The organism is Erythrobacter sp. JB3-1 (genome assembly GCF_057364995.1).
Map to the genome: position 1 here is coordinate 634,350 of NZ_CP200289.1, position 12,215 is coordinate 646,564.

Consider the following 12,215-nt stretch of genomic DNA (forward strand, 5'->3'; position numbering starts at 1 on the left):
CGAACAAAAGCAAATTGCGCCATCTTCTCCTTGCCTGAGCAAAGGGGAGATTGTGCGATGCCTAACCCATCACCTTCCGTTATTACCGCACTTGCGCCGAGTAATGTGCGACCCTTGGGAAAGACTGCGGATGGCCATCCGGTTGTGCGCGTTGAAGCGGGGCCGGATGGCGAGCGCGCAGACTATATCATCGGCGATGCCGGCGCGGTCGCGCTCGAAGGCGAGGCGATCAACCGGGCTGAGGCCAATTCCATCCAGGTGGATGACAATTTGATCGAAGTCGTGGCTCAGCGCCGCGCGAGCTTTGAGCACGCCTATGTCGAGGCCCTGTTTGGCGGTGCACCGCCCAGCGGCACAATCGAAGACATCGTCAACAATGCGATGCGCTGGATCGCTATCCTGCCTGACAGCACCCGCGTGGATGTAAAACGCGGTCTGTTCCTGCTGGAGCTGTGGCTGCGGCGCAGCTTCACAGAGCTTTCCATTGCAGAGCGCCAGCAGCGCCTGACCGACAAGATTGCCGAGGCTGATTTTGGGATCATCCGCTCGCTCGGGCGGCTGAGGACGGTGTTCTATTCCGCCTATTATCAGCAGCCGGGCAGCTGGAACGGGATCGGTTTCGTCCCGCCCCAATCGCGCGCCAATGCAAAGCCATTTACAGATACGGATGATCTCACCTGCAGCGATCTGGCTGACACGGAAGATTGCGACTGGCTGGTGATCGGCTCCGGCGCGGGCGGAGCCGCTGCGGCTGCAGCGCTCGCGGCCAAAGGCGACAATGTTCTGATCATCGAAAAGGGGGATTATTGGTCAACAGCGGAAATCCGTCACCGCGACGCAGAGCAATATGCGGGCATGTATATTGGCGGCGGGCTGATGACCTCCAGCAACCGCGAAATTGCGATCCTGCAGGCGGAATGCATTGGCGGGTCATCGCTGGTGAACAATGGCATTTGCTTCCGTCCTGACCAACCCAATCCGCATCCGCGCACCCAAGATGTGATCCAGCATTGGAAAGACGAATACGGCGTCGATGTGAACGCGGGCGGCAAGCTGACTGCGGCGTTTGACCATTTGTGGACCCGGCTGGGCATTGCCGAGATCCCCGAGGAGATTTCTGGGCCCAACGGCGCGCATCTACGCAATGCCTGGAACGCGTTTAAGGCTCAGGGCCATGGCCGAGTAGACGATGCCAATGTCGAGGCCGCGCGGTTTGAGAAGAATTACGGGCACGGCGCGCGCGAATGTTGGGGCTGCGGCTATTGCAATTCTGGCTGCCCCTATGATCGCAAGAGCTCGGTCGTCCAAACTCTGCTGAAAGACGCGCTGGCAGCCGGCGCGCGCATTGCGGAGAACACCGCCGCCTTTCGCATCAACATTGGCTGGAACCTGCACAACAAGCCGGTGAAATCGGTTGAGGCGCGGCAAAATGGCCGCCATGTGCGCATTCGCCCTGCCAAGGGCGCGATTATTGCCGCTGGTACAGGCGCCTCATCGGCGCTGATGGAGCGGTTCGATTTTGCTGACGTTGGTGAGCAGATTGCCTGCAATCTCGCCTGCCCCGTGATCGCCAAAATGCCGCACGCGGTGAGCGGCTGGGACGGCGTGCAAATGGGCACTTATGTCGACCGCGGCGATCACCTGATCGAGAGCTGGTTCCACCCACCCGCGACATTCTCAGCCTCGATGGGCGGATGGTTCGGCGAATACGTCCGCCGGATGGAATCCTATTCCAACCTCGTGTGCCTCGGCATCCTCATGCCGGTCAGCGATATGGGCGAGGTCAAAGGCGGGCATTTCCGGGTGAAGCTGAAACGCAAGCACCGCGAGCAATTGCGTGGGTTTGTGGTTGATGCGGTAAAGATGCACTTCGCCGGCGGAGCGGAAGAGGTTTATCTCCCCACCTCCAGCAATGTCACCGTGCGGCCAGGCGACGATATCGAGGCTTTGGTCGAGCAGCACCTCAAGGACGGGCACGACTTCATCGTCAGCACCTCTCACCCGCAAGGCGGCAATGTGATGGGGTCCAATCCTAATCGCTCTGTGGTGGGCGCAGACCTGAAGGTGCATGGCACAGGCAACCTCTATGTTGCCGATGCGAGCGTGTTCCCTTCCTCCATCCGGATCAACGCGCAAATGTTTACCATGGCGATGGCCCATTCTGCCTTCGCATAACGGTATTACGGCATGGGTCGCTCAAACGACCCTTTAACCCTTTTCCGCTATCCCGCAGGCGCGATGACGCAGGCATTTATCACGATTGATACCGAGTATTCCGCCGGGCTGTTCACTGGCTCGGCAAAGGCTGCGCGCGCAGACAATTTTGCGCGCTCCATCGCCTGCATCACCCCCGATGGCCCAGCGGGGGTCACCCACAAGCTGGCAAAATTCGCCGAGCACGATGTAAAGGCGGTGTTTTTCGTCGATCCCATGCCCGCTATGGTCTGGGGCATTGCCGCGATTGAGGATGTGGTCGGACCGATCATAGAGGCTGGGCAGGATATCCAGCCGCATTGCCACACCGAATGGCTGAAATTCGCTGGGTCCAATGCCGTCATCAAAGACCGCACAGGCGGCAATATCAAAGACTTCACCTTCGAAGAGCAATGCCGGCTGCTCGAATATGCGCGCGATGTTTTGATCGCGGCGGGCGCGCCGAAACCGGTTGCCTTTAGAGCGGGCAATTATGGCGCGAACAACGATACCTTACGAGCGCTAGCCGCCATTGGCATCCGCTATGACAGCAGCCACTGCCCCGCTCTGGTTGGGCGCGGCCTATGCGAGATTGACCTGACAGAGCGCGACCGCTCACCATTGCTGCACGAGGGCATCATCGAAGTGCCCGTGGGCGCGATTGCGACCATCACCGGCGGGCTCCGGCACGCCCAACTGACCGCGCTATCGCTGGGCGAGATGACCGCCGCATTGTGCTATGCGCGCAGCACCAATCAGCCCAGCTTCACGCTGGTGACCCACAGTTTTGAGCTGGTCAATCGCAGCAAGAGGACGCTGAACCGAGTCGTGAACGCGCGCTTTGAAGGGCTGTGCGCAGCGCTCGCCGATATGGAAGGCGTGACCAGCGGCAATTACCGTGACACCCCGCCGCTGCATGGCTCGGCCTCTAACCCGCTTCCCTCCGATCCGCTGCCTGCAAACCCGCTGCGCACAGGCTGGCGTCTGGCGGAGCAACTTGCCTCGAACACGCTTTACGGATCGCTTTAGTGGTTGGGACCAGCACCTCGATTGACTTCACCGTCGGTTCGCGGCGACTGTTGTCCGTTGGCCGGGAACTGTCGACCTGGGCCTTCACTTTACAAGACGTGCTGGCCGCCGATGACGCGCCTTTAATTGCGCCGCAGTCTGGGCAGGACGGGATGCGCGTCCTGTCCGCACCGCGTTCCGCTGTGCCAACGATCCGAGCGCAGTTCCCGCAGCATCTGATCGGCGGGCGGCAGGATTATCAGCGCCACTATATCGATATGCGCCCCGGGATCTGTCCCAGCTATGAGGATTACCTCGCCCGCTTTTCCGGCAAGACCCGCTCAACGCTCCGGCGTAAACAGCGAAAGCTCGCGAGCGAAGCCGGAGAGAGCTTCGCGATCACAGAGCATCGCACTCCGCAAGAGGTTGAGGCGTTTCTGAAAGTCGCCCTGCCTTTGTCGGCCAAGACTTATCAGGCGCGCCTGCTTGATGCCGGACTGCCAGAGACACCCGAGGCGCATGCTGAAATGCTCGCCAAGGCTGAGGCAGGCGAAATGCGCTGCTATTTGCTGCACGCTGGCAGCAACGCGATTGCCTACCTCGCGCTGCCGATCACCGGCGAAACACTGGTCTATGCGCATCTTGGCTATGACCCGGACTGGTCGCGCTGGTCACCGGGCACCGTATTGCAAATGGAGGCGCTGGAACGTCTGTTCGCGGAAGCGCGCTTTGCTTACTTCGATTTCACCGAAGGCACCGGCTCGCACAAAGCTATGTTCGGCACCGACAGCGCAGATTGCACGAGCTTCGTTTTGCTGGAGCCCACACTTGCCAACCGGGCTCTGCTGAGCGGACGAGCAGGCTTCGACAATCTGGTCGCTGGTACAAAGAGCCTGGCGGCTCGCACAGGCGCGCTCGGCAAAATGCGCGGATTGCTAAGGGCCTAGATACAAAAAGGGCCGGAAGCGTCAGCTCCCAGCCCCTTTTAACGGTTTTGTCCGTAAGATCATTCGGTAGCGAAGCTACCGAAAGCGTGACTACGCGCCGGCCGGTTAGGCCGCGCCCGCGCAGGTGCGAGCGCAGCTCGATAACCGCGAGCGAAAGTTACGCGCCTTCGATTTCCGCGAAGTCAATCTTAACGCCTGGGCCCATAGTCGAGGTCAGAGTGACCTTCTTCACATACTTGCCCTTTGCGCCGGTTGGCTTGGCTTTGACAATCGCTTGCGTCAGCGCTTCAAAGTTTGCCTTCAGCGCATCGTCAGAAAACGACAGCTTGCCGATGCCGGTGTGGACGATGCCCATCTTCTCAACGCGGAACTCAACCTGGCCGCCCTTGGCGTCCTTAACGGCTTGCTCAACGTTCGGAGTGACCGTGCCCAGCTTCGGGTTCGGCATCAGGCCCTTTGGACCCAGCACCTTACCGAGGCGGCCAACAACACCCATCATGTCCGGGGTCGCGATGATCCGGTCATAGTCGAGATTGCCAGCCTGCATGTCTTCCATAAGGTCTTCCGCGCCGACCTTGTCAGCGCCAGCGGCGGTGGCCTTGTCCGCATTGTCGCCGCGCGCAAACACAGCAACTTTCACGTCTTTACCGGTGCCCGATGGCAGCGAGACCATGCCGCGGACCATTTGGTCGGCGTGGCGCGGGTCAACACCCAGGTTCATCGCGATTTCGACGGTTTCGTCGAACTTCTTAGACGCATGCTCGCGCAGGGTCTTGATCGCGTCGTCAACGCCGTAGAGCTTTTCTGAATCGAGCTCAGCGCGCAGTTTTTGATTTTTGGTAAGCTTCGCCATGATCAGCCCTCCACCACTTCGAGGCCCATCGAACGAGCAGAGCCCGCGATGATCTTCACAGCCTGGTCAATATCGTTCGCGTTGAGGTCAGCCATTTTCGCCTCAGCGATTTCCTTCAGCGCGCTGGTCTTGATCGATCCAGCAACAACCTTGCCCGGCTCGCCAGAGCCTTTCTTCAGCTTCGCAGCCTTCTTGATGAAGTACGATGCTGGCGGGGTTTTGGTGGTGAAGGTGAACGAGCGGTCCGCATAAACCGTAATGGTGGTTGGGATCGGAGCGTTCTTCTCAAGGTCCTGTGTCGCAGCGTTAAACGCCTTACAGAATTCCATGATGTTCACGCCGCGTTGACCCAATGCTGGGCCGATTGGCGGTGATGGGTTTGCTGTACCAGCTGGAACTTGCAGCTTGATATAGCCTTCAATTTTCTTGGCCACGTAGGGCCTCCTTTCACACTGTCAGATGCGCGTTTCAGCTCACCTGCATGTTAAGCGGTCAAACAGCCCATTTGCATGAGCCTCCCACACGAGATTTCCTTCAGCAATGCTGGGGAAGCAGGCGCAATAGCCACGCGCGCCCAAAATGCAAGCAAATTGACGGTCAGACGCGGTCTATAAACCAGCCTGAGAACGGCTCAGCTTTGCCCGCGCAAACGCGCCAGCTCTGCCCGCGGGGTTTTCATGCCCTTGGTCCGGCTGGTTAGATGATACTTGCGGCACAGATCGCAGCGATAGGCGCGCAGCTTAAACGGTGCTGCCTCGGCGGCTACCTCAGCCTCTTCAACAGAGGCAAAGCGCGCTTTCTTGCGGCAGATTGATGGTTTGGTCTTCACAGAAGGCGCTTTTGCCGCCTTTAGTGCAACGACAACAAGCTACTTGACCAGTTCAACCTGTTCGAAGTCGAGCTCAACCGGGGTTGCCCGGCCGAAGATCGAGACGGAAACCTTGACCTTCGCCTTGTCGAAGTCGAGCTCTTCCACCACGCCATTGAAGCTGGCGAATGGACCGTCGAGCACTTTGACGCTGTCGCCAATTTCGTAATCGACGCTGACCTGCTGCTTCGGCGCAGCCTTGGCTTCTTCGACGCCGCCAAAATAGCGCGCGGCCTCTTTTTCGCTGATCGGTTGCGGCTTGTTGTTATTGCCCAGAAAGCCGGTGACCTTCGGGGTGTTTTTGACGAGGTGATAAATGTCGTCATTCATCCGCAGCTTTGCCAGAACATAGCCCGGCATAAACTTACGCTCGACCTGAACCTTCTTGCCGCGCTTCACTTCGGTGATGGTCTCGGTCGGCACTTCGACTTCCTCGACGCCCTCGGACAGGCCAAGCCGCTCAGCCTCAGAGATGATCGCCTCTTTGACCTTGTTTTCGAAGCCCGAATAAGCGTGGATGATGTACCAGCGAGCCATGATTAATCCCTAGAAAGTCGAAAATGAACCGATGAGCCGAGCGGGAGGTGATCCCCGCCGCGGGCCAATTTATGCGAGTGTGAGCAGCCAGCTGACGATAGCGCTGAAGACAGAATCGACGGCAAGGAAGAACAACGACAAGATCACCATCATGATAAAGACGAAGATCGCGGTGCGGATCGTCTCTTCACGCGTCGGCCACACAACCTTGCTGGTCTCAGACCGAACCTGGTTCATGAACTCAGCGGGTGATGTTCTGCTCTTTTTCTCTTCGGCCATAATGCTAAGCCTTATCGTCCTTGAATACTCTCGCGGGTCTTTCCGCCATAGACTTTCAGGTAGGGTTCTACGCCGCCCCGAACAAGGTCCGGGAGGGGCTGGTCTGAATATCAATGTCTGAAAGACGGCTGCGTGCTTACTCGCGAGCCGCAGCAATAGCAAGCGCTCTCGCTCGCGAAATCCGAATTTGGAGGCCGCTCACACAGGGAAAGTTAAAATGCTAGCCAAGGCGCAGGCGCGGCTCTAGCGTGCGTCGCTTCATGCCTAGGGGATTACCCTGGGCATTCGCTACAAATTCAATTCCTTGGGGGATCGCCGAATCATGGCAGCAACAGACACCGGATCGATGAGTTTGATCGATCGCGTCACCAATGTTTCAGACTTCATCTGGGGCGGCACGTGGAACGGCGAGCAGATCTTGCAGATCGCGGGTCAGCCGGTTCCGCCGATGACGATCATCTTGCTGGGCATTGGCCTGTACATCATGTTCGGCCTGCGGTTCTTCCCGATCCGCCAATTGGGCAGCTCTTTCAAAGGCCTGTTCAAAAGCCGCAAGGGCGAAGGCGAGGGAGAGATTTCTCCATTCGCCGCCCTGTCGACCGCTCTTTCTGGCCAAGTTGGCACGGGTAACCTCGCCGGTGTGGCCACCGCCATCGCGCTCGGCGGACCGGGCGCGATTTTCTGGATGTGGGTGACCGCGCTGATCGGTATGGCGCTGGCATTTGCGGAAGGCTCGCTTGCGATCCGGTACCGCGAAAAGACCAGCGACGGCGTCTATCGCGGCGGCCCGATGAGCTACATTATGATGGGTCTCGGGCCAAAATACACCTGGCTCGCAATCTTCTTCTGCCTCGGAACTTTGTTCTCCGCGCTTGTGACTGGCAACTCAATCCAGGCCAATGCGGTCGCGGATGGCCTTAACGAGCTGTTTGGCATTGAAGAAGCCATCGGCGGCGCGATTGTCGCCATCGCGGTGTTCATCGTGATCATCGGCGGGATTAAGTCCATCGGCGGCGTCGCAGAGAAGATCATCCCGTTCATGGCGGGTGCCTATATCATCATGGCAATCATCGCGCTGATCCTGAACATTGGCGATATTCCAGCGACCTTTGGCCTGATCTTCCACGGTGCGTTTAACCCGCAGGCGGCAACCGGCGGCTTTGCTGGTGCGGCGATTATGTTGGCGATCAGGGCCGGTGTGGCGCGCGGGCTGTTCTCTAACGAGGCAGGCCAGGGTTCGACCCCAATCGCTCACGCGGTGGCGCAAACCAATGATCCGCAGCAGCAAGGCCGCATGGCAATGCTGGGCACCTTCATCGACACGATTGTGATCTGCACCATGACCGCGCTGGTGATCCTGACGGTGCAAGGCGACTTCACTGGCGACGGTGTCGCGGTGGCACATGCATGGAATTCGGACCTCGAAGGCTTTGCCATGACGTCCGGCGCATTCGCCGCAGCCTTCCCACTTGAGATCGCAAGCATTCCAATCGGAACGCTGATCGCATCGACCGCGCTGATCCTGTTTGTGTTCACCACCCTGCTCACCTGGAGCTATTACGGCGAACGCGCGATCACATTCATCTACGACCGTATCCCCGGCTCGACCCGGGGCGGCGAGAAAATCTTGCACATGATTTGGCGCGTTCTGTGGTGCGTTGTGATCTATCTCGGCAGCACGCTCGACCTGACTTTGGTCTGGCGTCTCGGCGATATCTCAAACGCGGCCATGGCATTGCCGAACCTCTTGGCTCTGGTCTTACTATCGGGCGTGGTGTTCAAGCTCGCCCAAGGCGATAAGACAGCGGGCAAGGATTACCGGGCCGACACGCCGGAATAGCCTGAAGAATACTAAGGCTAAGGCCGGCTCCACCAGCCGACCTCACCCCTTCACCAAAACCATTAAGGGCCGGTCTGCCAGGTACAGACCGGCCCTTTTAGGGTATGAGACAGTTGGAGTTATCGGACCGCAGTAAGACGGCCCCTGGTTCAGCGTCTGAAAAACAAGCGAACAAAGCGCTCGCCTGCGCCAGGTTCATCACAGTCCATCGGGCGGATGGGGCCGTGCTTTTTCCGCCGCAGCAGCTCATCGGTGTATGGTCTAGGGCCAGACCAATGATCTCGTTTGCTGCCGTTTGGGCTGATTACACCTGACAGACGCCTTTCCATGAATAGCTCCATGCTGCTGGCCCACCGAGATGGTCGTCGCGCCGGGCCGGGGTTTCGTATGGCTCAAAGTCGTTCGCAAGGAACGACTGTTCAACTACGGTGTACCCACAATTGACCCGCCAATAATTGTCGGAACGCGACAATCTCTCCGGCGGGCCAGTTTTCAGTGGCGCATTGGGTCACCGCGCAGCCAATCGGCACGCGCGCAGGCACAGCGCGTTCGAGTCGCTGGCGTTGTTTTTCGAATGTGGGAAAATGGCAGGGGCACAGAGACTCGAACTCTGGACCTTCGGTTTTGGAGACCGACGCTCTACCAACTGAGCTACGCCCCTGCATGGGCGGGCTGCGCATTAGATCAGCAAATCGCGATAGGCAACACAAGATCGACATACTTATGGTGAGGCCGCGTGTCATCCTGCTATAGGCGAGCGCGATATGCACTCGCCCTTCCCCCCGCCGATCCCGCCCGACATGCTGCTGCTCGCCTATCAAAGCGGCATTTTCCCAATGGCAGACCGGCGCGATGATCCTGATGTGTTTTGGGTCGAGCCGCGCGAGCGGGCGATTGTGCCGCTCGATACGTTTCGTATGTCGAAATCTTTGCGCAAGACCGTGCGCCAGGATCGCTTTATCGTCACACTCAACCGCGATTTCGGCGCTGTGATGCAGGCCTGCGCCGCGCCGCGCCCGGGCCATCCGGAAAGCTGGATCAGTGAGCGCATCATCGCCAGCTACAAAGAGTTGCACGCGCATGGATCGGCGCATTCAATCGAATGCTGGATCACGCCTGATGACGAGGGCGGCAGCGCGCCAATTCTCGCAGGCGGGCTTTATGGCGTGTCGTTTGACCGGGTATTCTGCGGGGAAAGCATGTTTTCGCGCGCGGACAATGCCAGCAAGGTCGCGCTCACATGGCTGGTGGCACTGCTGCGGCATGCCGGATATGAGCTGCTCGACTGCCAGTTCATGACCGACCATCTCGCCTCACTGGGCGCGGTCGAAATGCCTCAGTCAGACTATCTGAAATTGGTTGAGCAAGCGCGCGAGGCGCCGCCTCGGCTCAGTCTTAATCAAGCGTTTAGAGAATTCGCCGATCCCGGCATTCATTCCCCGCCTCACTCTTCGCCAGGGAAGGCCATCGCGCAGTCTTTGACCCAGACGTCATAGACCGGGTGCTCGACCACATTCAGGCTGGGCGAGTTCTTAAACAGCCAGCCAGAAAAGACCGTACCAAAATCATCTGAGCCGCGCTCTTGCACCAGTAACTGGACAAAGGCGCCGGTTTCCTGCGGCATTTCCCATGGAGCGGTGCGCTCACACGCCTGCAAGCGGATCACGACCGGGCCAGAACGGCGGGTCTCACCGGGCTTAATCTCAAAATTCTGGCTGACATTGTTGCGCTTGTTCAGCAGGCCAATGGTCGCCACGCGTTCGGTCATCGGGGTTGCGCCCTCGACTTCCTCAACGTCAATTTCGGAAACTTCAGAGCCTTCCAAGCCTTCGGGCACTTCGGTCGCGCGGGCGGCAGGCTCCGCTTCAGGAGCGCCGCTGTCGCACGCAGCCAAGGCCAGCGCCAAGACGGGAATGAAGGCCGCGCGCATCAGGCTCACCCCTCCGGGGTCCACGCCTCGTAATCTCCGACAGCGCGGGCGCGTTTGCCGCCTTTTTCCAGCGCGCCTTGCGGGCGGTAAGCCTGCGCTGTGCCGGTCGCATTCGGGGTGTAATCCGCTTCCCAAATCTTCGCCGGGGGCAGATTGCTCTCTGGCACGTCATCAAACGAGCCGTGCAGCCAGCCATGCCATTCTGATGGCACCCGGCTGGAATCGTTGGCGCCATTGTAGATCACCCAGCGCCGCTCGCGGCTGATGTTGGAGCCATCAGGCTTGCCATCCGCGCGCGGGTTCTTGCTCTGGCGATAATACTTATTGCCCTGCGCATCGCTGCCAACGTGCTCGCCATTGCGGCCAGACCACAGGAGCGTGCCGATGGTGGCGCCGTCCCACCAAGTGAAGATTTTTCCGAATAATCCCATGGGCGAAGCGATTAGTATGATTCGAAGCTGGCTTCAAGCGCCTCAGCACGCGGATTTGGGCATTCTCCTGCCCTTCGCGCGCCAACCAGAGCGCAGGTTACTCTGGCAGCTTGTAGGTAACGAGGTCGCCCGGCTTGATCCCCAGCTCTTCTGACAGGCCCGCACGCACTTCAAACACGGCGCTGGCGATCCCTTTTGAAGGCACCGATTCGAGCGAATATGGCACGGTGTTGGCGGCAATATTGCTGATCCGGCCATCGGTCCCGATGAAGATGATATCGAGCGAGAGCGGTGTGTTCTTCATCCAAAAGCTGCGCTGCTCCGGCGGGTAAGACGGGAACAGCATCGCCTCATCATCGCCCAGCTCCGTACGGAACATGAGCCCGCGCGCTTGTTCTTGCGGGGTAATGGCCAGCTCTGTGTTGAACACATGTGTGCCGGCCGCGCTTTCGATGGTGACATCGATCACCTGCAGAGTTGAAACCGGATGATAGCGCACGGCCTCATTGCTTGCCTGCGCCGTATCAGCGCCGCCGCTGGCCGATTGGCTGCCCGCTGGCTCTGGTCCGGCCTCTGCTGGAGAGCATGCGGCCAGCATGGCTGCGAGCATGAGCGCAGCGGATCTCACCACAGTCCCCCGCCCGCGGGGCCAAACTCCCCGCTCTCGTTGTCCTCGTCCTGCGCCTCGGCTAACCATTGTTCGATCTCTTCCTCGTTTTCAGCGCTGATAATAAAGCGCGCGGCGGCAAAGTCATGCCCGCCTCTTAGCATTGCTGCAATCTGCTTTTCGCGCAGCTTGGGGTCCATGTCTTTCTGGCAAAACGGGCCAAAGCGGCGTTTCTTTGCGAGCAATATCGCCGCATGCCGGGCCGCTGCCTCGCTCGGGGCCTGATCGCTGCGCACGCCTTCTTCAATGCCTGCTGCATAAAGCGCTTGATCCACCCGCCGCGCGCCAAGGCCGCGCGCCATCATATCGCGGCTCTTTGCCTTGGCGTAGGCCGCATCATCGACATAGCCGAGCTCGATCAGCCGCTCGACAATAGCGCGCACATCAAGTCGGGGCTGAGCGCTGTTTTCGCCGTCTTCGGACCCCGCGACGCCGCGTTCGCGAATTTTGCGCGCCAGATAGGCCTCAAGTTTCGCCCCACTGGTCGCAAAGCGAGCGACATAAGAAAGTGCCAAATCACGCAAGGAAGTTTCGTCGAGCGGACGGCGTTTACGGCTCGCCCAGTCGTTTCTTGCGCCCTTTTTAGCGCCGGGTGACGAGAATGCTTTGGTATCTTTTGAAACCATATTGCCTTATTCGTGCCACACTCGTTATCAAATACC

14 protein-coding genes and 1 tRNA gene are annotated in these 12,215 nt (G+C 59.2%); 5 read left to right on the forward strand and 10 right to left on the reverse strand.

The features are described 5' to 3' along the window. Positions 1-114: 114 nt before the first annotated feature. From AC0V6M_RS03025 to AC0V6M_RS03035, 3 genes are read left to right on the forward strand one after another with little or no spacing between them, the layout of a single operon-like run. Positions 115-2,175, forward strand: coding sequence for a GMC family oxidoreductase (locus AC0V6M_RS03025; protein ID WP_486137392.1), 2,061 nt, complete (start codon positions 115-117; stop codon positions 2,173-2,175). A gap of 12 nt (positions 2,176-2,187) precedes the next feature. Next, the gene (locus AC0V6M_RS03030; protein WP_486137393.1) at positions 2,188-3,222 is read left to right on the forward strand and encodes a polysaccharide deacetylase family protein; all 1,035 of its coding nucleotides are present in this window, start codon (positions 2,188-2,190) and stop codon (positions 3,220-3,222) included. Further along, positions 3,222-4,148: a GNAT family N-acetyltransferase gene (locus AC0V6M_RS03035; protein ID WP_486137394.1), complete on the forward strand. Its 927-nt coding sequence runs from the start codon at positions 3,222-3,224 to the stop codon at positions 4,146-4,148. The genes AC0V6M_RS03030 and AC0V6M_RS03035 overlap by 1 nt, the downstream gene beginning before the upstream one ends. Positions 4,149-4,305: 157 nt before the next feature. On the opposite strand, the gene rplA is transcribed toward AC0V6M_RS03035, so the two are convergent. The 5 genes from rplA to secE form a co-directional block, all read right to left on the reverse strand. Further along, on the reverse strand, positions 4,306-5,001 hold the full coding sequence (rplA, locus tag AC0V6M_RS03040; protein WP_472644256.1) for a 50S ribosomal protein L1: 696 nt from the start codon (positions 4,999-5,001) through the stop codon (positions 4,306-4,308). A gap of 2 nt (positions 5,002-5,003) precedes the next feature. Beyond that, positions 5,004-5,435 (reverse strand): 50S ribosomal protein L11, encoded by a 432-nt coding sequence (gene rplK / locus AC0V6M_RS03045; protein WP_472644255.1) that lies wholly within the window; start codon positions 5,433-5,435, stop codon positions 5,004-5,006. A 197-nt stretch (positions 5,436-5,632) separates the two neighbouring features. Next, a complete protein-coding gene (locus AC0V6M_RS03050) occupies positions 5,633-5,830 on the reverse strand; it encodes a hypothetical protein (RefSeq protein ID WP_486137395.1) in 198 nt (65 codons plus the stop codon). Positions 5,831-5,869: 39 nt separating this feature from the next. Continuing rightward, positions 5,870-6,406 (reverse strand): transcription termination/antitermination protein NusG, encoded by a 537-nt coding sequence (nusG, locus tag AC0V6M_RS03055; RefSeq protein WP_472644252.1) that lies wholly within the window; start codon positions 6,404-6,406, stop codon positions 5,870-5,872. Between the two features lie 69 nt (positions 6,407-6,475). Then, a complete protein-coding gene (gene secE, locus AC0V6M_RS03060; RefSeq protein ID WP_486137396.1) occupies positions 6,476-6,685 on the reverse strand; it encodes a preprotein translocase subunit SecE in 210 nt (69 codons plus the stop codon). A gap of 322 nt (positions 6,686-7,007) precedes the next feature. On the opposite strand from secE, the gene AC0V6M_RS03065 reads away from it, so the two are divergent. Further along, on the forward strand, positions 7,008-8,525 hold the full coding sequence (locus tag AC0V6M_RS03065) for an alanine/glycine:cation symporter family protein (protein ID WP_486137397.1): 1,518 nt from the start codon (positions 7,008-7,010) through the stop codon (positions 8,523-8,525). Positions 8,526-9,110: 585 nt separating this feature from the next. Here AC0V6M_RS03065 and AC0V6M_RS03070 read toward each other — a convergent pair. Continuing rightward, positions 9,111-9,186, reverse strand: a tRNA-Trp gene (locus AC0V6M_RS03070). A 103-nt stretch (positions 9,187-9,289) separates the two neighbouring features. On the opposite strand from AC0V6M_RS03070, the gene aat reads away from it, so the two are divergent. Next, positions 9,290-10,021 (forward strand): leucyl/phenylalanyl-tRNA--protein transferase, encoded by a 732-nt coding sequence (gene aat, locus AC0V6M_RS03075; RefSeq protein WP_486137398.1) that lies wholly within the window; start codon positions 9,290-9,292, stop codon positions 10,019-10,021. On the opposite strand, the gene AC0V6M_RS03080 is transcribed toward aat, so the two are convergent. From AC0V6M_RS03080 to AC0V6M_RS03095, 4 genes are all read right to left on the reverse strand, one after another. Next, complete coding sequence (locus AC0V6M_RS03080; RefSeq protein ID WP_486137399.1) at positions 9,970-10,455, reverse strand: DUF2155 domain-containing protein; 486 nt, start codon at positions 10,453-10,455, stop codon at positions 9,970-9,972. The genes aat and AC0V6M_RS03080 overlap by 52 nt on opposite strands. A 5-nt stretch (positions 10,456-10,460) precedes the next feature. Continuing rightward, the gene (locus AC0V6M_RS03085; RefSeq protein ID WP_486137400.1) at positions 10,461-10,886 is read right to left on the reverse strand and encodes an NADH:ubiquinone oxidoreductase subunit NDUFA12; all 426 of its coding nucleotides are present in this window, start codon (positions 10,884-10,886) and stop codon (positions 10,461-10,463) included. 97 nt (positions 10,887-10,983) lie between these two features. Next, positions 10,984-11,514, reverse strand: coding sequence for a DUF192 domain-containing protein (locus AC0V6M_RS03090; RefSeq protein ID WP_486137401.1), 531 nt, complete (start codon positions 11,512-11,514; stop codon positions 10,984-10,986). After that, positions 11,511-12,179 carry a regulatory protein RecX gene (locus AC0V6M_RS03095; RefSeq protein ID WP_486137402.1) on the reverse strand — a complete coding sequence of 223 codons (669 nt, stop codon included), beginning with the start codon at positions 12,177-12,179 and terminating at the stop codon, positions 11,511-11,513. The genes AC0V6M_RS03090 and AC0V6M_RS03095 overlap by 4 nt, the downstream gene beginning before the upstream one ends. Between the last annotated feature and the right edge of the window lie 36 nt (positions 12,180-12,215).

Coding starts and splice junctions, on each gene's coding strand:
- AC0V6M_RS03030 (WP_486137393.1), top strand. CDS start 2,188: ATGGGTCGCTCAAACGACCCTTTAACCCTTTTCCGCTATCCCGCAGGC.
- rplA (WP_472644256.1), bottom strand. CDS start 5,001: ATGGCGAAGCTTACCAAAAATCAAAAACTGCGCGCTGAGCTCGATTCA.
- nusG (WP_472644252.1), bottom strand. CDS start 6,406: ATGGCTCGCTGGTACATCATCCACGCTTATTCGGGCTTCGAAAACAAG.
- secE (WP_486137396.1), bottom strand. CDS start 6,685: ATGGCCGAAGAGAAAAAGAGCAGAACATCACCCGCTGAGTTCATGAAC.
- AC0V6M_RS03065 (WP_486137397.1), top strand. CDS start 7,008: ATGGCAGCAACAGACACCGGATCGATGAGTTTGATCGATCGCGTCACC.
- aat (WP_486137398.1), top strand. CDS start 9,290: ATGCACTCGCCCTTCCCCCCGCCGATCCCGCCCGACATGCTGCTGCTC.
- AC0V6M_RS03080 (WP_486137399.1), bottom strand. CDS start 10,455: ATGCGCGCGGCCTTCATTCCCGTCTTGGCGCTGGCCTTGGCTGCGTGC.
- AC0V6M_RS03085 (WP_486137400.1), bottom strand. CDS start 10,886: ATGGGATTATTCGGAAAAATCTTCACTTGGTGGGACGGCGCCACCATC.
- AC0V6M_RS03095 (WP_486137402.1), bottom strand. CDS start 12,179: ATGGTTTCAAAAGATACCAAAGCATTCTCGTCACCCGGCGCTAAAAAG.